We start from the raw sequence: 20,935 nt of genomic DNA, 5'->3' as shown, positions 1-20,935 counted from the left end.
CCTTAACAATCAAAAGCGAAGACACTTGCGGCATACTGGGGAGAACCGGATGGAGCCGGGCGCATGAAGAGACTGTTGGCGGCCCTTGCAGCCTTTGCGTTGCCGGCGGTGCTTGCCGCCTGGGTGGCGCTGGCGCCACTGGGCGGGCAGTTCGCGTCGTTCGACCCGGCTGCGCAGCATGTCGTCGCGTGGCAGGGGCGAAGTGCGGCGGTCTTTGCGCTGGTGATGGCGGGCCTTGGACTGGCGGTGCTGGCGGCGCTGGCCGTGCGCGGGTCTGGCCCGGAGCGGCTGACGTATGATCCGCAAGTCGCGCCGCAGAACTTTGGCCGCCGCAGACGCGGCCTGTCGCCCGAACCAGCAGAAGTCGAAGAGGCCGAGGACGCCCCCCTCTTCTTCCATCCCGCGCCCGAGCCGGAACCCGAACCGGAGGCAGAGGCCCTCGCGGTGACGCCCACCGCGCCCGTCGTGCTGGTGCGCAAGCAGCGCGAACGCGCGCGCGACTGGTTCTCCGACACCAGCTGGCTGGGCGGTCTGCCGCGGCTGGGCCCTGCGCCATGGCCGCGCGACGCAGGCGGAACGCCGCTGCCTTTCGCCGCGCAGATCGACCTTGCCGACCTTGCCGCCGCCCGGCCCGACATACCGCTGCCGCCCGGAGGGTCTCTGGCGTTCTTCCTCGGCACCGGAGCCGTCGTCGCAGTGTCCGCAGGGGTTCAGGACTTTGCCGAGCCGCCCGCCGACCTACCCCCGGCCTACGACGAGGGCGGCCACCCTTTCCCCACGCGCGTGACCCGGCTGACGCGCTGGTTCTTCCCGTTCTGGCCGGTGGCTACCCTGCCGCTGGACCTGCCTGAAGACGCCGAGGATGCCACGTTGGCCGCAACCCTCGGCGCCACGACGCGCGATCACACGTTCTACGCGGCAGGCGTCGGCGCGCCGGTGGAGGCGCTGTGGTGGCATTCGGTGATGCATCTGGCCGACCGGCTCCACGGCGCGCTGGACGATGCGCCGCGCCTGCTGGCCCGCCGTCGCGATGAACTCGTGCGTCAGCATGCCGAACGCGAACGCCTGCGTACCGACGCCGCCGCCGTGCCCTATGCACTGGAAGACGCTGCCGAAATTGCCGAGCAGATGGAGGCGGAATACGCGGTGCTGCAGGACCAGTGCGCCGCCCTGCCGGAAATGGTCGAGGCGCTGGACGGCTTCGTCGCCGGGCGCGAGCCGCTGGCGCGCCTCTCCGCCGATGAACTGGCCGTGGTGGGCGACATCCTGGCCGAAATCCACGAACGCTACGGCGATGCCGTGCGGGACGCAGTACCCGGAACGCTGGCGGAACTCGCCACCATTTCGCTGCGTGCCATGATCTCCGGCCCGCCAGAGATGCTGGCGGCCATTCCCGACGCCACCTTGCTGCGGATCAACCGCGAATACCGCCTGCCGCCCGTCCACATGCATCGCATGTTCGATGCCGACGGGGCCAACGTTGTCCTGCTGCAACTGGGCTACGACGACCTGATGGAATGGTCCTGGCCGGAAACCGGCACATGGCGCTTCCGCATCCCTGCCGCCGCGCTGGCAGCAGGAGACTGGCGCGCGGCGGTGCTGTCATTCGAGGCGGAATGAAACGGGGGCGTTTACTCGCTTATCGGCGCCTCAATCCTCGGCGTCCTCAGTATCGTCCTCGGGCCCATCGATGTCCCGCTTCACCCGCGGGTCGTTGAGCAGGGCGTCGATGCGGCTGGCTTCGTCGAACGTCTCGTCTGCGCGGAAACGGATCTTGGCGGCGAAGCGCATCTTCAGCCGCTGCGCCACTTCGCGCTGGAAGAAGGCGGTGTGCGTGCGCAGTGCCTTGAGCACCGCTTCCTCGTCCTCGCCCAGCAGGGGCTTCACGTAGACGGTCGCCTGCCGCAGGTCCGGCGTCATCCGTACTTCGGTAACCGACACCGAATGCGCACTGAGCGTGGCGTCGTGGACCTGCTGCCGCGTGAGGATCTCTGAAATGACATGGCGCACCTGCTCACCCACCTTCAGGAGGCGGACAGAGTGCTGTTCGGGAGTAGTCTGGTGTTTTGCCATCGTGTTGCGTCCATTTGGGCGGTTCGCGACAATTTGCAACAAACTGTTACGCCTCCTGGCCCGGTATTTGGCGTTATCCCGGATGACACCCGCCGTCAAAGGAGACGCACCATATGAAGACGATCACCGCAGCATTCATGGCCGCCGCCCTGCTGGCACCGACGGTCGCCGCCGTTCCGGCCATGGCCCAGCCGGCCCGTCATGACGCCCGCGGCCATGACAATCGTGGCCCGCAGAAGAAGACCGTGGTCACGCAGCGGACCACGTACAAGACCTTCCGCAAGGGCCAGAAGTTCGACCGCCGCTATGCCCGCAATTACCAGGTCGTCGATTATCGCAAGTACCGCAACGTGAAGGCCCCGCCGCGCGGCTATCACTATGTGCGATCGGGCAACGACATGCTGCTCGTCGGCATCACCAGCGGCATCGTGGCTTCGGTGCTGGCCGGGCAGTTCCGATGAACTGACGGCCTCAAGCCCTGAACGGGGAGGCGGACCGTTCGCGCGGCCCGCCTTTCTTCATGCCATCTTGGCTGCGATCCGTGCGAGCGACCGCACGTTGCGCGCGGTGCCGCGGCAGCCCAGACGCCGTTCGATGAAGGCGTTGCTCAGCTTCGAAGGCCCCACCCCATCGACATAATCGATGTAGAGGCAGCGCGGCCCACGCGCGATCTTCTCGGGACCGCGCGTGGCGTGGTCCGCCACCAGCTTTTCGAACTTCTCGGGATCGGCTTCACGTTCAAGGAACAGCGTGTGGACCAGATGGTCCTGCCCGATGCCGGTGAACGGATTGTCCTCCACCGCGCTGCGCACTTCATCGCGATTGCGCACGGCGGCGAAGGTCTTCATGTCGAAACGTTCGAGCATCATGTAGGCGAACAGTTCCTCCAGCCCTTCAGTGGGCCGGTCCTCGAAATCGAACAGGACGTTGCCGCTGGCGACCACGGTCTCGACGTTCTCGAACTCCTCCCGCTCGAAGGCATAGCGCAGATCGGCCATGGTAAGCCGGTTGCCGGCCACGTTGATCGCGGCGAAGAAAGCGCAGTAGCGGGTCATCTGATGGTTCCGGAAATTGAACTGTGCTGCGCCTAGCACGTTTACGCGGCACGGTTAAATATCGGCAAGATGGGCGGGACGCGGAGGCGGTGCTTGAAACAGGGCGGGGGCGGGTATAAATTTTCTTCGTCACGATGGTTTGAATGTCCATTCGACCTGCCTAGCCCGGATGTTCCAGCATCCGGGCTCTTTGCATTTGGCTAACCCTATCGGAGGCCGGCGTTCCAGCGCCGACCTCCTCACCGGTTACTTACAGCCCAGTTCGATCAGCTTGATCGTCAGGATGATGAGAGCGACGATCAATGTCGCCACTCCCACAGCCAGTGTCACGGTCGTCTGCAAGTCCATTCGCATCACCTGCCTTTCCGTCGCAGTTGCGACCGGGAAAGGCATAGGCGGAAGATGGTTGCCGCAATCAATTAAAACCCTGAAACGAAGACGGCCACTCCCGAGTCTCCCCGACAGTGGCCGCGTTCATCAGCGTTGATATTTAGCCGAACCTTAGCCCACGGTGCGTTCGCGGTGGCTGACTTCGAAGACTTCTAGGTGGTCGCCCGCCTTGATGTCGTTCGTGTCGGCCAGTACCACGCCGCATTCCAGGCCGGCGCGCACTTCGTCCACGTCGTCCTTGAAGCGACGCAGCGAGGAGATCGTCGTTGCCGAAACGATGACGTCGTTGCGGGTGAGACGGGCGCTGAGACCCTTGCGGATGTAGCCTTCGACCACCAGCAGACCGGCTGCCTTGTCCTTCTTGCCGGCCGGGAAGACCTGCTTGACTTCGGCACGACCGACGACGGTTTCGATCCGCTCCGGACCCCAGATGCCGGCCATCTGCTTGGCGACTTCGGCGGTCAGTTCGTAGATGATGTCGTAATACATCATCGGCGTCTTGGTCTTTTCCAGCAACTCGCGCGCCTTGGCGTTCGGGCGGACGTGGAAGCCGACGATCGGCGCGCCGCTGGCAGCCGCCAAGTTCACGTCGGACTCGGTGATCGCGCCGACGCCGGAGCTGAGGACGCGCACCTTGATCTCGTCGTTCGACAGCGCGTTAAGCGCGGCTGCGATCGCCTCGACCGACCCCTGCACGTCGCCCTTGATGACCACCGGATACTCGATGATGCTCTGCTTGGCGGCCAGCGCCGAGAACATCGTGTCGAGGCTGGTGGGCGCGGATGCGGTGCGCTTGGCAGTCGCCTGCTCCTGACGCCAGGCCGAAACCTCGCGGGCACGGCTTTCGCTTTCGACGACGGTGAGCATGTCACCGGCCATCGGCACGCCGCCGATGCCCAGCACTTCGACCGGCATCGCGGGCGGAGCCTGCTTGAGCTGGCGGCCCTTGTCGTCGAGCATGGCGCGAACACGGCCGCTTTCCGTGCCGACGACAAGGATGTCGCCGACCTTCAGGGTACCGCGATTGACCAGCACCGTCGCGAGCGGACCCTTGCCCTTGTCGAGCTTGGCTTCGATCACGGTGGCTTCGGCCATGCGATCCGGGTTGGCCTTCAGCTCCATCACTTCGGCCTGAAGCAGGATCTTCTCGATCAGATCGTCCAGCCCCTTGCCGGTCTTGGCGGAGACTTCGACGTCCTGCACGTCACCCGACATTTCCTCGACCACGATCGAGTGTTCGAGCAGACGCTCGCGCACCTTCTGCGGGTTGGCTTCGGGCTTGTCGCACTTGTTGATTGCAACGATCATCGGCACGCCGGCGGCCTTGGTGTGATTGATGGCCTCTACCGTCTGCGGCATGATGCCGTCGTCGGCAGCCACCACCAGCACCACGATGTCCGTGACGTTGGCGCCGCGCATGCGCATCTGCGTGAACGCGGCGTGGCCCGGCGTATCCAGGAAGGTGACGAAGTCGCCGCCCTTGGTCTTGATCTGATAGGCGCCCATGTGCTGGGTGATGCCTCCAGCCTCGCCGCGCACGACGTCGGTGCCGCGCAGCGCATCGAGCAGCGAAGTCTTGCCGTGATCGACGTGGCCCATGATCGTGACCACCGGCGGACGCGCCTTCAGCGTCTCTTCGGGATCGACGTCCGTGGTGTGGTCGATGTCGATGTCGCTTTCCGACACGCGCTGCACGTTGTGGCCGAATTCCTCGACCAGCAGTTCCGCGGTGTCCTGGTCGATCGTCTGGTTGACGGTGACCATCATGCCCATCTTGAACATCGACTTGACGAGGTCGGCGGCCTTTTCGGCCATGCGGTTCGCCAGTTCGGCGACCGTGATCGCTTCGGGCACGATGACGTCGCGAACCTGCTTTTCACGCGGCTGCGAGCGGCCGCTGTAGCTGGAGCGACGTTCCTTTTCACGCGCACGCTTGAGTGCGGCGAGCGAACGGGCGCGGGCGCCTTCGTCGTCGTTGAGCGCGCGGGTGACGGTGAGCTTGCCGGCCTGGCGACGGTCGCCGCCCTTGGCATTGCGATCGCTCTGCTGGTTCGCGGCAGGACGGGCTGGCGTTGCCGGGCCCTTCTTGGCAGCCAGTGGAGCACGCGCGGCCGTGCCGCCGCCCGCGTTGCCGCCGACATTACCGGTGGCCGCGCCGCCGGTCGATGCCGCAGCTGCAGCAGGCGCGGCCGGTTCGGCGCGACGCGGTTCGGGGCGCTGCACCGGGGTGAAGCGGCGCGGGGCCGGAGCCGGAGCCGCCACGGGTGCCGGCGCGACGGGAGCAGACGCAGCAGCCTTGGCGACGGGCGCCTCGGCAGCCGGTTCCGCAACCGGAGCGGCGGCGGGTGCCTCGGCAGGCGCCTCTACCGGCGCAGCGGCCTGTTCGGCAACGGGTGCCGGAGCAGGTTCTGCAATGGGCGCAGGTTCGGGCGCCTTCGCGGCTTCCGCCTCTGCCTGAGCGGCGGAAGCGGCTTCCTCTTCTGCACGGCGGTTCGCTTCGGCGCGCTGCCTTTCCTCGTCGATCGCGCGCTGACGGGCTTCCTGCTCGCGGCGGGTCGCTTCTTCGAGCATGTGCATGCGCGCTTCCTCGGCCTCGCGCTGGAGACGCGCGACGCGCTCCTGCGGGGTCTCGTTGGAAGGCGCGGGGCGCTTGACCGGCGGCGGCGCGGGGCGCGGGGCGGCGGCCTGCGGAGCAGGCGCCGTAGCGGCGGCAGGCGCTGCCGGCGTCGGAGTCGCTTCGCCTTCGCCGGGCTTGCCGCCCGGTACCAGCTTGCGGCGCTTCACCTCGACCACCACCTTGTTGGTGCGGCCGTGGCTGAAGGTCTGCTTGACCTCACCCGCTTCCACTGAGCGCTTAAGCCCAAGCGGCTTGCGGCCCAGGGTCGGTTTGTTGTCGGTCTCGCTCATATTTCTCGTCTTCGCCCTTCGCTCAATTCGTCGTCACGGAGTCGACCGAAGTCGCTCCGTTGTTGTCATCCATGCCGGGCCTCAAGTCACTTTGGCCGCCGCCCCCGTTCGAGGCCTCCCGGCTGATGACCTGCCCTTGGAAATGCAGGAGGCGCTTTAGCAGCGTATCGACTCGGTCAGCCGCTCCGCGATCGTTCAGCGCCAGGTGAACGACGTTGTCGCGGCCCAATGCCACAGACAACGTGTCCCGGTCCAGAGGCAAGGTGACGCCTCGTAAACCAGTTCCTTCCGCCTCGCTCCCGACCCGCCATGCCTGGTCGAGCTTGCGCGAGCCGTCTTCTCGCGCATCGGCGGCATGGGCCAGCCACTCCACCCGACCTTCGCGCGCGTTCTGCGCGATCCGGTCCGAGCCCATGAGCAGCCTGCCCGATTTCAGTTCAAGACCCAGCCGGTCGGTCAGCGCGCGCGCAAGCGCGGCTTCGATGCGATCCGCCAGATCATCAGGGATGGTGATGGCCGCGCCTTTATAGGCCCGTGCCAGCGCTCCCTTTAGTTTGTTCTTCGACACCGCAATTTCAAGGGCATCGCGAGAAACGCCGATCCACGCGCCGCGCCCGGGGGCACGCGCGTGGATGTCGGGGAGCACCAGCCCATCAGGCGAGATCGCCAGACGGATGAACTCCCCGCGCACAGCCTTCTCGCCGGAGAGGATGCATGTCCTCTCCGCCGAAGTGCCTTCGATGTCGGAGCTTACGCGCTCATTGCGAGGATTCCGCATCGGCGGCCTCCTCGGTCTGCGGCACGTCCTGAACTTCGGTTGCGTCCTGGGCCTCGGGCTCGTCATCGAACCAGTGGGCGCGGGCGGCCATGATGATCTCGTTGCCCTGCTCTTCGGTCAGGCCGTACTCGCCGAGCACACCGCCCTTGTCCTCGTCGCGGGCGCGCTTGTTCACCGAACCGTCGCGGCGACGCTGTTCCGAACGCTTCTTGGCGATCAGTTCGTCGGTGGCGAGGTCGGCCAGGTCGTCGAGCGTCTTGATGCCGCCCTTGCCCAGCGTCACCAGCATCGCTTCGTTCAGATGCGGAAGGTCGGCCAGTGCATCCTCGACGCCCAGCGCACGGCGGGCTTCGCGGTTGGCTTCCTCGCGGCGCTCAAGCGCTTCGTGGGCACGGCTCTGGAGTTCCTCGGCCAGTTCCTCGTCGAAGCCTTCGATGTTCGCCAGTTCGGCGACGTCGATGTAGGCGACTTCCTCCAGCTCGCTGAAGCCTTCGGCGACCAGCAGCTGCGACAGCGTTTCGTCGACGTCCAGTTCTTCCTCGAACATCTTCGAGCGCTCGACGAATTCCTTCTGGCGCTTCTCCGAGGATTCCGCCTCGGTCATGATGTCGATCTGCGAACCGGTCAGCTGCGAGGCCAGACGCACGTTCTGGCCACGGCGGCCGATGGCGAGCGACAGCTGGTCGTCCGGCACCACCACTTCGATGCGGCTTTCTTCCTCGTCGATGACGACGCGGCTGACGGTCGCGGGCTGGAGCGCGTTGACCACGAACGTCGCGGTGTCCTCACTCCAGGGGATGATGTCGATCTTTTCGCCCTGCATTTCCTGCACGACGGCCTGAACGCGGCTGCCCTTCATGCCGACGCAGGCGCCGACAGGATCGATCGAATGATCGTTGCTGATGACGCCGATCTTGGCGCGCGAGCCCGGATCGCGGGCGGCGGCCTTGATCTCGATCACGCCGTCGTAGATTTCGGGCACTTCCTGCGCGAACAGGCGCTTCATGAAGTCCGGGTGCGCGCGACTGAGGAAGATCTGCGGACCGCGGTTCTGACGCTCCACGCGCAGGACCAGCGCCCGCACGCGCTCACCAACACGGGCGGCTTCGCGCGGGATCTGCTGGTCGCGGCGGATCACGCCCTCGGCGCGGCCAAGGTTGACGATGACGTGGCCGAATTCGACCGACTTGATCACGCCGGTGATAATCTCACCCGCGCGGTCCTTGAATTCCTCGTACTGGCGATCACGCTCGGCGTCGCGGACCTTCTGGAAGATCACCTGCTTGGCCGACTGCGCATCGATGCGACCCAGATCCACCGGGGGCAGCGGATCGACGATGAAGTCGCCCAGCGCGGCATCCTTCTGCAGCTTCTGGGCCTGCGCCAGATCCACCTGCTTGAAGTAGTCGTCGACATGCTCAACCACTTCGACGACGCGCCACAGGCGCAGGTCGCCGGTGCGCGGATCAAGCTTCGCGCGGATGTCGTTCTCGGCGCCGTAGCGGTTGCGGGCCGACTTCTGGATGGCTTCTTCCATCGCCTCGATGACGATCGACTTGTCGATCATCTTCTCCGAAGCAACGGAGTTCGCGATCGCGAGCAGCTCGGCGCGGTTGGCGGAAATCGCACTGGCCATGACTTAGTCTTCCTGTTCCTCAAGAATGTCGTCCGCGCCGTCGATATCATCTGCACCAGATGTATCCTGCGGGCGGCTTGCTGCGATGAGCCTGTCGGTAAGGATCAACCTTGCCGATTGAACGTCTGTCAGCGGGAAGGACACGGCGCCGGACTTCTTGTCCTGCACCGTAACCACTTCGCTTCCGGCCTCGCCGTCGATGCCGACGAGATCGCCGTGCAGGCCCTTGCGGTTGCCTTCCACGGGATTGATCAGATTGATCTTCGCCTCGTGCCCGGCCCAGTTGGCATAATCCTTGGGACGGGTCAGCGGACGATCGATGCCCGGCGAGCTGACTTCGAGACGATACGCCTCCTCGATCAGCACTTCGCCCGCTTCTTCCAGCGCGTCCATGCGGTCGGAGATGCGGTGCGAGAGCGCAGCGCAATCATCGAGCACGAGCTGGCCGGTCTTCGGGTCTTCGGCCATGATCTGGAGGGCGATTTCATCGTCACCGACTTCGCTCTTGCCGAAAACGCGCACGCGCACGAGATCAAAGCCCAGGGCGGCGACCTCCGGCTCGATGACTTCGGTAAGGCGTGCGATATCGACCAATCCTGGCTCCAGCTTCATGTGTTTCGTAGCGTATGTTTCGGGCGCAATCGGCAATGCGGTTTCGTGCCGGCCCCTACCGGCGCCAGCCCGTTCCTTGTTTCACCAATTACGGGATGACCGCCAGATAGGCGCGATTCCTCAAAAACGCAAGGGCTAAGGTTCGACCTTCGGTGTCACGCCCAAACAGAAATCGCCGCGCACCTGCAGCCCGCCGCGCCGATAGTATTTATCCCCGCCCCTGATGCAAACCGTGCTTCTTGAGGCAGTGGCGTAACTGATCGTAGGTCAGCCCCAGGGCGCCTGCGACTTTGCGCTGGTTCCAGCGCAGCCGCTCCAGCGCGGCCAGCAGCAGGCCGCGCTCATGTGCTTCCACCGCTTCCCGCAAGGAGGCCGGCATATCCGACGCGGGCGCCGTGTCTGCCGCACAGGGCAATACTTCGGCAAGCGTCGGCGGCGGTGGAGCCCCTTCGGTCATGGCCCGCAGACCCCAGGAACTGGCGAACGGATCGAACACCACTTCGTCGATCGGCGTCGCTTCATCGCCCCAGCGATAGACCGCGCGTTCCACCACATTGCGCAGTTCACGCACATTGCCCGGCCATTGGTAGTTCTCCAGCGCCACCATTGCCGCGCCCGAAAATCCGGGAAAGCGGCCCCATTCCAGTTCGCTGGCCATGCGGCGGCCGTAGTAGTCCGCCAGTTCCGTCACGTCCCCTTCCCGCGCCCGCAGCGGCGGCAGGGTGATCACCTCGAAGCTCAGGCGATCGAGCAGGTCGGCGCGAAACGTACCCTCGGCCGCCATGCGCGGCAGGTCCGCGTTGGTAGCGGCAACGATCCGCACGTCAACCGTCATCGAGCGGGAAGAGCCGATCCGCACGACCTCGCCGTATTCGATTGCCCGCAGCAGCCGTTCCTGCGCTGCCATCGACAGGTTGCCCAGTTCGTCGAGGAACAGCGTGCCCCGATCCGCCTCCTCGAACCGCCCGGCCCGCGCCCGCGTGGCCCCGGTGAAGGCGCCCGCCTCGTGCCCGAACAACTCGGCCTCGATCAGGGTTTCGGGCAGCGCGGCGCAGTTGAGCGTCACCAGCGGCTCTCCCCAGCGAGGCGACAGGTGATGGAGGCGCTGGGCGATCAGTTCCTTGCCGGTCCCCCGCTCTCCGATGACCAGCACCGGACGGCGAACGGCAGCGGCACGACTGGCTCGCTCAACTGCGTCGAGGAAGGCGGTAGACTGGCCAATGAAGTGTGCGTCGCGCTCCATTCCTGAGAGTTAGCGAAAATTCCCATTCATTGGCAATTCATTTTCCGGCCACTTTCGCACATTCAGGCTCAACCCGCGCAAATCGGCCATTTGCGCAGTTTGGCACGCCCGTTGCTATTGTCTCCGCAAGACCAAGTTCAGGATTTAGAGGAACCTTCACCATGCTCCCGATCACCGCCGACAATCAGGGCCAGGGACGCTCCACTACCGCGCCAGTCCGCTCCACGATGGCCCGCACCAAGCTCGACTGGGCCATCATCGCAAGCCTGCTGGCGATGGGTGCGCTCAACCTTGTGGCGCTGGCCGACAAGATTGCAGTGCCCGAGGCCCATGCCGCGGCGATCCATGCACCCGCCCGGGCCTGCGGAGCGCCGCTGGCATGAGCAGGCTCGACGCGGAGATCGAAGTGCTCCAGAATCCCGCTTCCAGCGCTCAGACTTTCTCAGGCCGCGCCTACCGTTTCGACGCCGAACCCGTCGGCCACACTCATTACCCACGAGGACACACCGCCATGGGCATCTTCTCCCGCACCCGTGACATCATCGCCGCCAACTTCAACGACCTGCTCGACAAGGCGGAAGACCCGGCCAAGATGATCCGCCTCATCATCCTCGAAATGGAGGAGACGCTGGTGGAAGTGCGGACCAGCTCCGCGCGCACCATCGCGGACCAGAAGGAACTGCGCCGCCATGTCGGCAAGCTGGAAAAGCTGCAGGCCGACTGGGCCGACAAGGCGCAACTGGCGCTATCAAAGGACCGCGAGGATCTGGCCCGCGCCGCTCTGCTCGAACGCAAGAAGGCCGCCGACATGGGCGAACAGCTTTCGGCGGAGATCCTGGTGCTCGACGATGCGCTGCGCGCCTACGAGGCCGACATCGAAAAGCTGCAGACCCGCCTTCGCGAGGCCCGCAGCCGCCAGTCGTCCATCGCGGCACGCTTGCAGAGCGCGGAAAACAGGGTCAAACTGCGCACGCTCCTGTCTAACGAGCGCGTGGACGAGGCGATGGCCCGGTTCGACCAGCTTGAGCGCCGCGTCGACTATGCGGAAGGCCGCGCCGAGGCGATGAGCCTGTCGGATCGCCGCCAGCCCAGCCTCGCAGAGGAGATCGCAGCGCTTGCCGACGGGGACAGCATCGACGCCGAACTGGCAGAGATGAAGCGCCAGATGGCGGACAAGCACTAAGACCATTCGAGGGAAGGGAAAACAGGCAATGTCTCGCGGACAATTCTATCTCGACAAGTCGAACGCCAAAATCTCCGGCGTCTGCTCCGGAATCGCCGAATATACCGGCGTCGATTCGCTGTGGATCCGGCTGGGCGCGGTGCTGCTGCTGTTCGCCGGGTTCCCGATCGTGATCGCGATCTACTTCGGCGTGGCGTGGCTGGCCGACAGCAAGCCGATGGGCCTCTACTCCGAGGAAGAGGAGATGCGCCTGCTGCGCCGGATGGAACGCCGTCGCGCGAAAAAGGGCCTGACGGCGACGTCCTCCTCTTCCAGCCGCCTGCGCTCCGACCTGTCCGACATGGACCGCCGGATCGCGGACATGGAAGCACACTATTCCAGCAGCAATTCACGCCTGGCCGCAGAGATCGACTCGCTGCGCTGACGCGCGAACCGGGCAACAGGGACACTTCACATGGCCGATCTTGGCATTCTCGTACCGCTTTTCGCGCTTTCCATTCCCATCGTCACCATCTGGACCCGCCACCAGCAGAAGATGGCGGCGATCCAGGCCGAGACCACGGCGGAAAAGGCCGCGCTCTACGCCACCAGCAACGCCCAGCTCGAAGAGCGCGTGCGGGTGCTGGAGCGCATCATCACCGACGGCGGGTATGACACCGCGCTACAGATCGAGTCGCTGCGCGACCAGCGCGAGGTCGAAGCCAGCCGCCTGCCTGCGGAGACACGGCAGTGACCTTCGGCGACTTCATGGGCCTTGCCGCGATCCTGATCGCGATGGTGGCGGTGTTCGGCATGCTGGGCGAGATGTACAAGCGTCGCCTCAAGTTCCTTGAGCGCAAGCTGGAGATCACCGCAGGCGCCACGGCGGAAAAGGCCGCACAGTACGCAACGCATAACAGCGCGCTTGAAAACCGCGTGCGGGTGCTCGAAAGGATCATCACGGATGGCGGTGCCGGTCGCGACATCGCCATGCAGATCGAGGCGCTGCGCGACAATGGCGAGCGCGACATGCACGTTCTGAAGGTGACCAAGCAATGAGTTTCTGGACTGCCGTAGTCGTCCTATTCGCCATCGGCTGCGTTACCTGGCTGAAATCCCAGCGCTATCGCGCGCTGGGCGATCGTCGCGATCGCGAAGCGGGCGTTACCGACCGCACGGCGCGTGAGCACGAGCTGGAACGCGAAGTCGAAACCATGCGCAAGCGCATCGCCGTCCTTGAACGGATCGCTACCGACGAGCGCCGCGAAAAGGATCTGGCGCGCGAAATCGACGCGCTGCGGGATTGACGGCGGGCCCCCGCCGTTCCTGAAACCCTCGCTTCAAGGCACCCTTTTCTCCAGTTCCGCCAGCCACACCGCAGCGCTGGCGTCCGAAGGCGCGCGCCAGTCCCCACGCGGGGAAAGGGCGCCGGCGGTGGATACCTTCGGGCCGTTGGGGATGGCAGAGCGCTTGAACTGGCTGAACGCGAAGAAGCGGTTCAGGAACTTCTCCAGCCAGGACCGGATGACCTGCAGGTCATAGGCGTTCTTCTTCCCCTCGGGAAAGTCGTGCGGCCACGTGCCCGCAGCGGCATCGCGCCACGCATGCCAGGCCAGGAACGCCACCTTAGACGGTTTCTGCCCGAAGCGAGCGATATGGTGCAGGAAGAAATCGTTCAGTTCATACGGCCCGATCTTCGCCTCAGTGCTCTGGATCGCGCCGTCCTCTCCGGCAGGGACCAGTTCGGGCGAGATTTCGGTCGCCAGGATCGCCAGCAGGATTTCATCGGTCGCCGCATCGAAGCGGTCGCCGGTGGCGCACCAGCGGATCAGGTACTGGATCAGCGTCTTGGGCACGCCGGCGTTCACCGCGTAGTGGCTCATCTGGTCGCCGACGCCATAAGTGCACCAGCCCAGCGCCAGTTCAGACAGGTCGCCCGTGCCGATGACGAAGCCGTGATGCTGGCTGGCCAGACGAAACAGGTAATCGGTGCGCAGGCCCGCCTGCACGTTCTCGAACGTTACGTCGTAGACCGGCTCTCCATTCGCGAACGGATGGCCAATCCCTTCCAGCATCGTCGTCGCGGCGGGGCGGATGTCGATCTCCTCCGCCGTGATGCCCACCGCTGTCATCAGCTTCCACGCGTTGGACTTCGTGCCCTCGCTGGTGCCGAAGCCGGGCATCGTATAGCCCCGGATCGTGGTGCGCGGCAGGCCGAGGCGGTCGCAGGCTCGCGCCGCCACGATCAGCGCGTGAGTGGAATCAAGCCCGCCCGAAACGCCGATCACCAGCGACTTCGACCGCGTGGATTCCATCCGCCGCATCAGCCCGTCAACCTGGATGTTGAACGCTTCATAGCAGTCGGCATCCAGCTTGTCCGCGCGCGAGGGAACGAAGGGGAAGCGGCTGACGGGGCGGATCAGGCCGATGTCGCCGCCCGCCGGAGCATGGCGGAAGGAGATGGTGCGGAATGTCTCCTCCGGCTTTTCCGCGACGTCCGCCGCATCGTTGAAGGTGGGGCTGCGCAGGCGGTCCATGACGATCCGGTCGCAGTCGACGTCGGCCACACACAGCTGCGCATCCAGCGAGAACCGCTCCGACTCCGCAAGCAGGTCGCCCAGTTCGTAGACCACGCCCTGCCCGTCCCACGCCAGGTCCGTGGTGCTTTCGCCATGGCCCGCGGCGCAGTAGATATAGGCGGCAGCGGCCCGCGCGGACTGTGCGCGACAGAGCATGTGGCGCTCGTCCGACTTGCCGATGACGATGTTGGATGCGGACAGGTTCGCCAGGATCGTCGCCCCGGCCAGCGCGCCCAGCGACGAAGGCGGGGTGGGCGCCCAGAAATCCTCGCAGATTTCCACGAAGAAGCGGAAGTTCCTCAGCACTTCGGACGCGAACACGAGGTCGACGCCGAAGGGCACGTCCTGTCCGTTCACGGCGATCGTGGAATTGCGGATGGTCTTGCCGCTGGCAAACCAGCGCTTTTCATAGAACTCGCGGTAATTGGGCAGATAGGACTTGGGCACCACACCCAGAAGGCGACCGTGCGCGATCACCGCCGCGCAGTTGTACAGCCGCCCCTTGCGCTCCAGCGCGGCGCCCACCAGCAGCACCGGCGACAAGGCGGCGCTGGCCTTCACGATATCGGCCAGCGCGGCCTCCACCGCCTCGATCACCGTCGCCTGCAGGTGCAGGTCGTCGATGGCGTAGGAGGACAGGCACAGTTCGGGGAAGACCAGCAGATCGACATGCGCATCATGCGCCCGCCGCGCCTCTGCAAGCACAGCGTCGCGGTTCGCCTCCACGTCGGCAGTGGTCACGCGCGGGGTGGATGTGGCGACGCGCACGAAGCCGTGTTCGTGCATGCTGAAGAACGGGTGGCTCTGCTCGGTCATCGGCATTCCTCGTATTCGTCATCCCGGACGTGAACAGACGCCCTGCACGACCGGCTTCTCCTAAAGACCGCCAGCGGTCCCGGATCAAGTCCGGGACGACGGCGGCCTCATGCGAAATGTTCTCAATACCCTCTTGCCCTGCGTGTTCCCGGCTCTAAATGCCGGTTCATGCGTGAGCTTGATGACATTCGCGAAGAGTACGAATTTCTCGACGGCGACGAACGGTACCGGCTCCTCATCGAACTGGGCCGCGAACTGGACGCGATGCCCGATGCGCTCAAGACCGACGCGACCAAGGTGCGCGGCTGTTCGGCCAGCGTCTGGGTCTATCCGATGGCGCGCGGCGACGGCACCCTGCACTTCCTTGCCGACAGCAACGCCGCCATCACCAAGGGCATCGTATCGCTGGTGATCGCCGCCGTGCAGGACAAGCCCGCCGCAACCGTCGCGCAGACCGACATCGCGGCCGCGCTCGAACCGTTCGACCTGAAGAACCAGCTGTCGTCCAACCGCACCCAGGGCGTGCCCAACATGATCGCCCTCATCCGGGAAACCGCCGCGCGCTATGCGCAAGGGTAGATGAACAGGGCTCCGTGAACAGAGCCGGGAAATACCTCTGGATCGCGGCGGGGGTCATCCTCGTCGGGATCGGGACGCTGGGCATCTTCCTGCCGCTGCTGCCGACTACGATCTTCTGGATTTTGGCAGCCGGGTGTTTCTCCAAAAGCCATCCCGAATGGGCGGAGCGGCTCTACGACCATCCGAAATACGGCCATCACCTGCGCGAATGGCGCGATCGTCGCGCGATCAGCCGCAAGGGCAAGATCGCCGCGATCGGCACCATGGCGCTGAGCGTCGGGATCGTATGGTTCACCGCCGGGGAGCTGTGGGCGTTGATCCCGCTGGCGGTGCTGGCCACGGTCGGCACCTGGATATGGACCCGGGCAGAGTGAGCACTCCGTCGTCCCGCACCTGATCCTCGCCTCTACTCCACCGCGTCGCGCAACACGGCGATGCCCCGTTCGCGCTGCGCCCGCAATTCGCGCTTCAACACCGCCGGATCGCGCGCGACGATGAAGCCGAAGCTGACGCCGCCTTCCTTGCCGACGGTCGCGTGGTGCAGCTTGTGCGCCTGCACCAAACGCTTGGCATAACCACGCTTGGGCACCCAGCGAAAGTAGCGCTGGTGAACCAGTCCGTCGTGGATCAGCGTATAGATCACGCCATAGACCAGCACGCCCAGCCCGATCCACGTCCCCGGCCACCACGCATTCGCGCCCATCACCAACGGCGAACCCAAAGCGAACATCGAAATGCTGATGGCGGCGCCGAACACCGCGTAGAGGTCGTTCTTCTCAAGCATCCGGTCATGCGGTTCGTGATGATCGCGGTGCCAGGCCCAGCCGAACCCATGCATGATGTACTTGTGGCTGGACCACGCGACGAACTCCATCGCGGCGGCGGAGGAGAGGACGATCAGGACGGCGGCAAGGACGGACATAAGGGCGCTATAGGCGTTTGTCATGCAGGCAGGAAGGGCCCTTTCCGTGCGACACTCTCTTACAAACGCGCACATTCCTGCGACGCGTCATTGATCTGGCGTTCAGTTTCGAGGCCCTATTTGTGAATTCATCGGAAGCAAGCCTTCCGCACCGAAATTCAGCAAAGGAGTAAAGCTCATGCGCAAGTTCACCAAGGCCGTCGCCCCTGCCCTCATCGCCGCAATGGGCCTCGCCGCCGTCGTGCCCGGTATCGCAGAGGCAGCGCCCCGCCATCAGGCCGCCCGCCACTACGACATCCGCAGCGACATCAACGGCCTGCGCGCCAACATCGATCGCGCCGCCGCTCGCCGCACCATCTCGCAGCGGGAAGCCACCGGCCTGCGCCGCGATGTGGTGAACATTCAGCGCACTTATGGCCAGTATGCCCGCGGCGGCCTGAGCGCGCAGGAAACCCGCGTACTCGGCGCGCGCGTCAATGCCGTCTATGCCAAGCTGCGGATGGAGCGCCACGACTACGATCGTCGCCGCGGCTAAGATAGTTGCCGGAAACAGCGCGCTCGCAGCACTTGAATTGCGCAGCGAGCGCGCCTATTCGCGCCTGATCATGACACCGACTCCGCGCACCCTCTACCAGAAGATCTGGGACGCCCACGTCGTCGACCGACGGGACGACGGCACCTGCCTCATCTATATCGACCGGCACATCGTCCATGAAGTGACGAGCCCGCAGGCTTTCGAAAGCCTTCGTGCCGCCGGGCGACCGGTGCGCCGTCCTGATCTTACGCTTGCGGTGCCCGATCACAACGTGCCTACCACCCCGCGGCGCGACGCGCAGGGCAACCGCATTCCCATCGTCGATCCGCAAAGCGCGCAGCAGTTGGCCGCGCTGGAACGCAACGCTCCCGAATTCGGCGTGCGCTACATCGGCGATGCCGATCCCGAACAGGGCATCGTTCACGTCATCGGCCCCGAACAGGGCTTTTCGCTGCCCGGTGCCACCATCGTGTGCGGCGACAGCCACACCGCCTGCAACGGCGGTCTGGGCGCACTGGCATTCGGCATCGGCACCAGCGAGGTGGAGCACGTTCTCGCCACGCAGACCCTGCTGCTCAAGCAGTCGAAGACCTTCGAGGTCCGGGTAGAGGGTACGCTTGGCGCCGGCGTCACGCCCAAGGACGTGATCCTGCACATCATTGGCGAGATCGGCACCGCCGGCGGCACTGGCCATGTCATTGAATATACCGGCAACGTGTTCCGCGAAATGTCGGTCGAAGGCCGCCTGACCGTGTGCAACATGTCGATCGAGGGCGGCGCCCGCGCCGGCCTCGTCGCCCCGGACGATACGACGTTCGCCTACGTCAAGGACCGTCCCTATGCGCCCAGGGGTGCCGACTGGGACAAGGCCGTAGCCTGGTGGAAGAGCCTGGCGACGGACGAAGGCGCGACCTACGACAAGTCGATCTTCATCCGTGCCGAGGACATTCAGCCCACAGTGACCTGGGGCACCAGCCCGGAAGACACGTCCGGCATCGGCGGCATCGTCCCCGCACCCGAGGACTTCGCCGATGCGTCCAAGCGCGATGCGGTGAAGCACAGCCTGGACTACATGGGCCTAACGCCCGGCACCCGGCTGACCGACGTCGAAGTGCAGAACGTCTTCATCGGCAGCTGCACCAACAGCCGCATAGAGGACATCCGCGCCGCCGCGGAAGTGCTCAAGGGCCGCCACAAGGCAGACAATGTGAAGTGGGCGATCGTCGTCCCCGGATCGGGTCTGGTCAAGGCGCAGGCCGAGGCCGAGGGGCTGGATCGGATCATCATCGACGCCGGCCTCGAATGGCGCGAGCCGGGCTGCTCGGCCTGCCTTGCCATGAACCCGGACAAGGTGCCTGCCGGAGAGCGCTGCGCCTCCACCAGCAACCGCAACTTCACCGGCCGCCAGGGCCCGGGCGCGCGCACCCACCTGATGAGCCCCGCCATGGCCGCCGCCGCCGCCGTCACCGGCAAGCTGACCGACGTGCGTGACCTTGCCCCGGTTACCGAACCGGCCTGAACTGATAGGATACCCCTCATGTCCAACGACTCCGAAAACTCGCTCGCAGGCCGCGCTGCCATTGCCGCCGGTGCCGCCATCGGTTCGGCCGCCATCGCCGCCGCCCTGATGTTCGTGAAGCGCCGCAGCGACCGCAAGAAGTCTGACGCGCAGCCGCCCAGGACGAACACCGCGCCGCACTTCCCGTCAGAGACCGACTGATGCAGGCGATCAGCCATGTCGCCGGCAAGGCGATCCCCTTTGGCCGCAAGAACGTCGATACCGACGTGATCATCCCGGCCCACTGGCTCAAGACCATCACCCGCGAAGGTCTCGGCAAGGGTGCGTTCGAATCGGTCAAGCAGGAAGACGGCAACGTCTTCACCGATCCGGCGTGGGCCGGTGCGCCGATCCTGATCGCGGGCGACAACTTCGGCTGCGGCTCCAGCCGTGAACATGCCGCCTGGGCGCTGCTCGACATGGGCGTGACCTGCGTGATCGCGCCCAGTTTTTCGGACATCTTCTCGGGCAATGCGTTCAAGAACGGCATCCTGACCGTGGCCCTGCCGCAGGACGCCATCGACCGCCTGATGGAAGTGGCGCAGGATCAGCCGATCGACGTCGATCTGGAAACGCAGTCGGTCACCACGCCCTTCCAGGACCGCTTCACGTTCGACATCGACGCGTTCCGCAAGCACTGCCTGCTGAACGGCCTTGACGAAATCGGCCTGACGATGGCGCAGGGCGATGCGATCGGCGCCTACGAAGGCAAAGCCCGCGAAGGGCTGCCGTTCCTCGCGAAGGCGGAACTGGCCTGATCTTTCGGCAGGCTCTCGGGTGAGCGGGACTGGCGCAGCCTCCTGTCCCGACTCCGGCTGACCTGCTGAAGCCCTGCTGCAGGGGTGCCGTCCTACAGAAGCGTGCTAATGCGAATCGGGATTGCCCCAAGGGCCGCCCTTCCCTATCGGCAGTGGCACACCCAAATCCCGGAAGGTCGTCCGATGAAGAGTTTCCAGCCCGGTTCCGGTCCGATGGACGAGGCCGAAGTGCTGTTCCGCATCCAGGCGCGCCGCAATCGTCTGATTGGCGAATGGGCCGCCGCGCGCATGGAACTCTCGCAGGCCGAGACCGACGCCTATGCCAAGGCCGTGGTCCAGGCCGACTTCGAGGAAGCGGGCGATGAAGACGTCATCCGCAAGCTGTTGGGCGACCTCACCGCCGCCGGCGTGGAGACCACCGAAGCCGAAGTGCGTGCCGCGCTTTCGGCTAAGCAGGTCGAAGCGCGCCGCCAGTTCCTCGGCTGATCCCGCAGGTTTAAGGACCACATCCATGGGCATGACCGCCACCGAAATCGAAACCATGATCCGCGCCGCCCTGCCCGACGCGGAAGTGACCATCACCGACCTGGCCGGTGACAACGACCATTACGCCGCACATGTCGTGTCCGGCGCCTTTGCGGGCAAGCCGCGCGTCGCCCAGCACAAGCTGGTCTACGAAGCGCTGGGCGGACGCATGGGCGGCGTGCTTCACGCCTTGCAACTGACCACCGCCGTCCCCAACTGACGCAAGTATCACTCAAGGGTTTCAAACAATGTCGGACGTCAACGCCCGTATCGGGGACATCGTAAAGAGCAACGACGTGGTTCTCTTCATGAAGGGCACCCCGCTGTTTCCGCAGTGCGGCTTTTCCAGCCGCGCGATCGCCATCCTCGAACACCTTGCCGTCCCTTACGAGACGGTCGACGTGCTGCAGGACATGGAAATCCGTCAGGGCATCAAGTCCTATTCGGATTGGCCCACGATCCCCCAGCTCTACGTCAAGGGAGAGTTCCTGGGCGGCAGCGACATCATGATGGAAATGTACGAAGCGGGCGAACTGCACCAGCTTCTGGCCGACAACGGCATCGCCGCGCAGGGCTGAACCTGTACGATTGCCAAGGTAACGAAGGCTCGGAAGGCAACTTCCGGGCCTTTTCGTGTGTGCTGGAATGCGGGGAGTACCGGGGAAGCGGGGCCGGGAGAGACTCCGGCCCCGCTTCTGTCGAGACTGCTTCTCGTAGGTACGACATTTCATAAGCATGCTGCGTGCCAGTTTCGATTTTCGTCGCAAATCTGCGGTTTCGCAGCGCATGGCGCGGCGCTGAAGATCA

Annotated in this window: 26 protein-coding genes; 17 read left to right on the top strand and 9 right to left on the bottom strand. The window is 65.1% G+C overall.

Annotated features, from left to right (window positions below; all coding sequences use genetic code 11):
• Positions 1-63 precede the first annotated feature (63 nt).
• The gene (locus tag GGR40_RS00325; RefSeq protein ID WP_429274215.1) at positions 64-1,620 is read left to right on the top strand and encodes a DUF1963 domain-containing protein; all 1,557 of its coding nucleotides are present in this window, start codon (positions 64-66) and stop codon (positions 1,618-1,620) included.
• Between the two features lie 30 nt (positions 1,621-1,650).
• Here the strand turns inward: GGR40_RS00325 and rbfA are convergent, their stop codons facing one another.
• A complete protein-coding gene (gene rbfA, locus GGR40_RS00320; RefSeq protein ID WP_429274214.1) occupies positions 1,651-2,073 on the bottom strand; it encodes a 30S ribosome-binding factor RbfA in 423 nt (140 codons plus the stop codon).
• 113 nt (positions 2,074-2,186) lie between these two features.
• Between rbfA and GGR40_RS00315 the strand changes: the two genes are divergently transcribed.
• Positions 2,187-2,534, top strand: a complete 348-nt coding sequence (locus GGR40_RS00315; protein WP_429274213.1) for an RcnB family protein — start codon at positions 2,187-2,189, stop codon at positions 2,532-2,534.
• 57 nt (positions 2,535-2,591) lie between these two features.
• On the opposite strand, the gene GGR40_RS00310 is transcribed toward GGR40_RS00315, so the two are convergent.
• The 6 genes from GGR40_RS00310 to pspF form a co-directional block, all read right to left on the bottom strand.
• Positions 2,592-3,128, bottom strand: a complete 537-nt coding sequence (locus tag GGR40_RS00310; protein WP_429274212.1) for a DUF1697 domain-containing protein — start codon at positions 3,126-3,128, stop codon at positions 2,592-2,594.
• Positions 3,129-3,629: 501 nt separating this feature from the next.
• Positions 3,630-6,425 carry a translation initiation factor IF-2 gene (gene infB / locus GGR40_RS00305; protein ID WP_429274211.1) on the bottom strand — a complete coding sequence of 932 codons (2,796 nt, stop codon included), beginning with the start codon at positions 6,423-6,425 and terminating at the stop codon, positions 3,630-3,632.
• A 22-nt stretch (positions 6,426-6,447) separates the two neighbouring features.
• Positions 6,448-7,203, bottom strand: a complete 756-nt coding sequence (locus GGR40_RS00300) for a DUF448 domain-containing protein (protein ID WP_429274210.1) — start codon at positions 7,201-7,203, stop codon at positions 6,448-6,450.
• Positions 7,184-8,839: a transcription termination factor NusA gene (nusA, locus tag GGR40_RS00295; RefSeq protein ID WP_429274209.1), complete on the bottom strand. Its 1,656-nt coding sequence runs from the start codon at positions 8,837-8,839 to the stop codon at positions 7,184-7,186. Before nusA ends, GGR40_RS00300 begins: the two co-directional genes overlap by 20 nt.
• A gap of 3 nt (positions 8,840-8,842) precedes the next feature.
• The gene (gene rimP, locus GGR40_RS00290) at positions 8,843-9,433 is read right to left on the bottom strand and encodes a ribosome maturation protein RimP (RefSeq protein WP_429275184.1); all 591 of its coding nucleotides are present in this window, start codon (positions 9,431-9,433) and stop codon (positions 8,843-8,845) included.
• A 226-nt stretch (positions 9,434-9,659) separates the two neighbouring features.
• Entirely contained in the window at positions 9,660-10,694 is a 1,035-nt protein-coding gene (gene pspF / locus GGR40_RS00285; RefSeq protein ID WP_429274208.1) for a phage shock protein operon transcriptional activator, read from the bottom strand.
• 161 nt (positions 10,695-10,855) lie between these two features.
• Between pspF and GGR40_RS00280 the strand changes: the two genes are divergently transcribed.
• From GGR40_RS00280 to GGR40_RS00255, 6 genes are read left to right on the top strand one after another with little or no spacing between them, the layout of a single operon-like run.
• Entirely contained in the window at positions 10,856-11,077 is a 222-nt protein-coding gene (locus GGR40_RS00280; protein ID WP_429274207.1) for a hypothetical protein, read from the top strand.
• Positions 11,074-11,877, top strand: coding sequence for a phage shock protein PspA (gene pspA, locus GGR40_RS00275; RefSeq protein ID WP_429274206.1), 804 nt, complete (start codon positions 11,074-11,076; stop codon positions 11,875-11,877). The genes GGR40_RS00280 and pspA overlap by 4 nt, the downstream gene beginning before the upstream one ends.
• Before the next feature lie 28 nt (positions 11,878-11,905).
• Positions 11,906-12,301, top strand: coding sequence for a PspC domain-containing protein (locus GGR40_RS00270; RefSeq protein WP_429274205.1), 396 nt, complete (start codon positions 11,906-11,908; stop codon positions 12,299-12,301).
• A 30-nt stretch (positions 12,302-12,331) separates the two neighbouring features.
• The gene (locus GGR40_RS00265; protein ID WP_429274204.1) at positions 12,332-12,610 is read left to right on the top strand and encodes a hypothetical protein; all 279 of its coding nucleotides are present in this window, start codon (positions 12,332-12,334) and stop codon (positions 12,608-12,610) included.
• Positions 12,607-12,915: a hypothetical protein gene (locus GGR40_RS00260; protein ID WP_429274203.1), complete on the top strand. Its 309-nt coding sequence runs from the start codon at positions 12,607-12,609 to the stop codon at positions 12,913-12,915. Before GGR40_RS00265 ends, GGR40_RS00260 begins: the two co-directional genes overlap by 4 nt.
• Positions 12,912-13,163, top strand: coding sequence for a hypothetical protein (locus tag GGR40_RS00255; protein ID WP_429274202.1), 252 nt, complete (start codon positions 12,912-12,914; stop codon positions 13,161-13,163). The genes GGR40_RS00260 and GGR40_RS00255 overlap by 4 nt, the downstream gene beginning before the upstream one ends.
• 33 nt (positions 13,164-13,196) lie before the next feature.
• Here GGR40_RS00255 and GGR40_RS00250 read toward each other — a convergent pair whose 3' ends face one another.
• Positions 13,197-15,251, bottom strand: coding sequence for an NAD(+) synthase (locus GGR40_RS00250; RefSeq protein ID WP_429274201.1), 2,055 nt, complete (start codon positions 15,249-15,251; stop codon positions 13,197-13,199).
• A 168-nt stretch (positions 15,252-15,419) separates the two neighbouring features.
• Here GGR40_RS00250 and GGR40_RS00245 point away from each other — a divergent pair, with 168 nt between their 5' ends.
• Together GGR40_RS00245 and GGR40_RS00240 are read left to right on the top strand one after the other, a co-directional pair.
• Positions 15,420-15,830, top strand: a complete 411-nt coding sequence (locus GGR40_RS00245) for a SufE family protein (RefSeq protein WP_429274200.1) — start codon at positions 15,420-15,422, stop codon at positions 15,828-15,830.
• Between the two features lie 14 nt (positions 15,831-15,844).
• The gene (locus tag GGR40_RS00240; RefSeq protein WP_429274199.1) at positions 15,845-16,204 is read left to right on the top strand and encodes a YbaN family protein; all 360 of its coding nucleotides are present in this window, start codon (positions 15,845-15,847) and stop codon (positions 16,202-16,204) included.
• A 32-nt stretch (positions 16,205-16,236) separates the two neighbouring features.
• On the opposite strand, the gene GGR40_RS00235 is transcribed toward GGR40_RS00240, so the two are convergent.
• Positions 16,237-16,752: a sterol desaturase family protein gene (locus GGR40_RS00235; protein ID WP_429275183.1), complete on the bottom strand. Its 516-nt coding sequence runs from the start codon at positions 16,750-16,752 to the stop codon at positions 16,237-16,239.
• Positions 16,753-16,930: 178 nt separating this feature from the next.
• Between GGR40_RS00235 and GGR40_RS00230 the strand changes: the two genes are divergently transcribed.
• The 7 genes from GGR40_RS00230 to grxD all read left to right on the top strand — a co-directional run bounded on the left by GGR40_RS00230 (position 16,931) and on the right by grxD (position 20,706).
• On the top strand, positions 16,931-17,287 hold the full coding sequence (locus GGR40_RS00230; protein ID WP_429274198.1) for a hypothetical protein: 357 nt from the start codon (positions 16,931-16,933) through the stop codon (positions 17,285-17,287).
• Between the two features lie 70 nt (positions 17,288-17,357).
• Positions 17,358-18,806 carry a 3-isopropylmalate dehydratase large subunit gene (gene leuC / locus GGR40_RS00225; RefSeq protein ID WP_429274197.1) on the top strand — a complete coding sequence of 483 codons (1,449 nt, stop codon included), beginning with the start codon at positions 17,358-17,360 and terminating at the stop codon, positions 18,804-18,806.
• Positions 18,807-18,824: 18 nt separating this feature from the next.
• Positions 18,825-19,007 (top strand): hypothetical protein, encoded by a 183-nt coding sequence (locus GGR40_RS00220; RefSeq protein WP_429274196.1) that lies wholly within the window; start codon positions 18,825-18,827, stop codon positions 19,005-19,007.
• A complete protein-coding gene (gene leuD / locus GGR40_RS00215) occupies positions 19,007-19,603 on the top strand; it encodes a 3-isopropylmalate dehydratase small subunit (RefSeq protein WP_429274195.1) in 597 nt (198 codons plus the stop codon). Before GGR40_RS00220 ends, leuD begins: the two co-directional genes overlap by 1 nt.
• A 183-nt stretch (positions 19,604-19,786) precedes the next feature.
• Entirely contained in the window at positions 19,787-20,089 is a 303-nt protein-coding gene (locus GGR40_RS00210; RefSeq protein WP_429274194.1) for a DUF1476 domain-containing protein, read from the top strand.
• 25 nt (positions 20,090-20,114) lie between these two features.
• Complete coding sequence (locus GGR40_RS00205) at positions 20,115-20,348, top strand: BolA family protein (protein ID WP_429274193.1); 234 nt, start codon at positions 20,115-20,117, stop codon at positions 20,346-20,348.
• A gap of 28 nt (positions 20,349-20,376) precedes the next feature.
• Positions 20,377-20,706 (top strand): Grx4 family monothiol glutaredoxin, encoded by a 330-nt coding sequence (gene grxD, locus GGR40_RS00200; protein WP_429274192.1) that lies wholly within the window; start codon positions 20,377-20,379, stop codon positions 20,704-20,706.
• The last annotated feature ends 229 nt before the right edge of the window (positions 20,707-20,935 follow it).

It is taken from the genome of Novosphingobium gossypii (genome assembly GCF_050433305.1).
Lineage (GTDB): Bacteria > Pseudomonadota > Alphaproteobacteria > Sphingomonadales > Sphingomonadaceae > Novosphingobium > Novosphingobium gossypii.
Note: the sequence above shows the minus strand (reverse complement) of the source record. Positions and strands in the feature narration are given on the sequence as shown.

Coding starts and splice junctions, on each gene's coding strand:
- GGR40_RS00250 (WP_429274201.1), bottom strand. CDS start 15,251: ATGACCGAGCAGAGCCACCCGTTCTTCAGCATGCACGAACACGGCTTC.
- GGR40_RS00315 (WP_429274213.1), top strand. CDS start 2,187: ATGAAGACGATCACCGCAGCATTCATGGCCGCCGCCCTGCTGGCACCG.
- GGR40_RS00255 (WP_429274202.1), top strand. CDS start 12,912: ATGAGTTTCTGGACTGCCGTAGTCGTCCTATTCGCCATCGGCTGCGTT.
- GGR40_RS00205 (WP_429274193.1), top strand. CDS start 20,115: ATGGGCATGACCGCCACCGAAATCGAAACCATGATCCGCGCCGCCCTG.
- GGR40_RS00230 (WP_429274198.1), top strand. CDS start 16,931: ATGCGCAAGTTCACCAAGGCCGTCGCCCCTGCCCTCATCGCCGCAATG.
- GGR40_RS00300 (WP_429274210.1), bottom strand. CDS start 7,203: ATGCGGAATCCTCGCAATGAGCGCGTAAGCTCCGACATCGAAGGCACT.
- GGR40_RS00210 (WP_429274194.1), top strand. CDS start 19,787: ATGAAGAGTTTCCAGCCCGGTTCCGGTCCGATGGACGAGGCCGAAGTG.
- rbfA (WP_429274214.1), bottom strand. CDS start 2,073: ATGGCAAAACACCAGACTACTCCCGAACAGCACTCTGTCCGCCTCCTG.
- GGR40_RS00270 (WP_429274205.1), top strand. CDS start 11,906: ATGTCTCGCGGACAATTCTATCTCGACAAGTCGAACGCCAAAATCTCC.
- GGR40_RS00265 (WP_429274204.1), top strand. CDS start 12,332: ATGGCCGATCTTGGCATTCTCGTACCGCTTTTCGCGCTTTCCATTCCC.
- GGR40_RS00235 (WP_429275183.1), bottom strand. CDS start 16,752: ATGTCCGTCCTTGCCGCCGTCCTGATCGTCCTCTCCTCCGCCGCCGCG.
- GGR40_RS00325 (WP_429274215.1), top strand. CDS start 64: ATGAAGAGACTGTTGGCGGCCCTTGCAGCCTTTGCGTTGCCGGCGGTG.
- pspF (WP_429274208.1), bottom strand. CDS start 10,694: ATGGAGCGCGACGCACACTTCATTGGCCAGTCTACCGCCTTCCTCGAC.
- pspA (WP_429274206.1), top strand. CDS start 11,074: ATGAGCAGGCTCGACGCGGAGATCGAAGTGCTCCAGAATCCCGCTTCC.
- GGR40_RS00310 (WP_429274212.1), bottom strand. CDS start 3,128: ATGACCCGCTACTGCGCTTTCTTCGCCGCGATCAACGTGGCCGGCAAC.
- GGR40_RS00245 (WP_429274200.1), top strand. CDS start 15,420: ATGCGTGAGCTTGATGACATTCGCGAAGAGTACGAATTTCTCGACGGC.
- GGR40_RS00220 (WP_429274196.1), top strand. CDS start 18,825: ATGTCCAACGACTCCGAAAACTCGCTCGCAGGCCGCGCTGCCATTGCC.
- leuD (WP_429274195.1), top strand. CDS start 19,007: ATGCAGGCGATCAGCCATGTCGCCGGCAAGGCGATCCCCTTTGGCCGC.
- nusA (WP_429274209.1), bottom strand. CDS start 8,839: ATGGCCAGTGCGATTTCCGCCAACCGCGCCGAGCTGCTCGCGATCGCG.
- leuC (WP_429274197.1), top strand. CDS start 17,358: ATGACACCGACTCCGCGCACCCTCTACCAGAAGATCTGGGACGCCCAC.
- infB (WP_429274211.1), bottom strand. CDS start 6,425: ATGAGCGAGACCGACAACAAACCGACCCTGGGCCGCAAGCCGCTTGGG.
- grxD (WP_429274192.1), top strand. CDS start 20,377: ATGTCGGACGTCAACGCCCGTATCGGGGACATCGTAAAGAGCAACGAC.
- GGR40_RS00280 (WP_429274207.1), top strand. CDS start 10,856: ATGCTCCCGATCACCGCCGACAATCAGGGCCAGGGACGCTCCACTACC.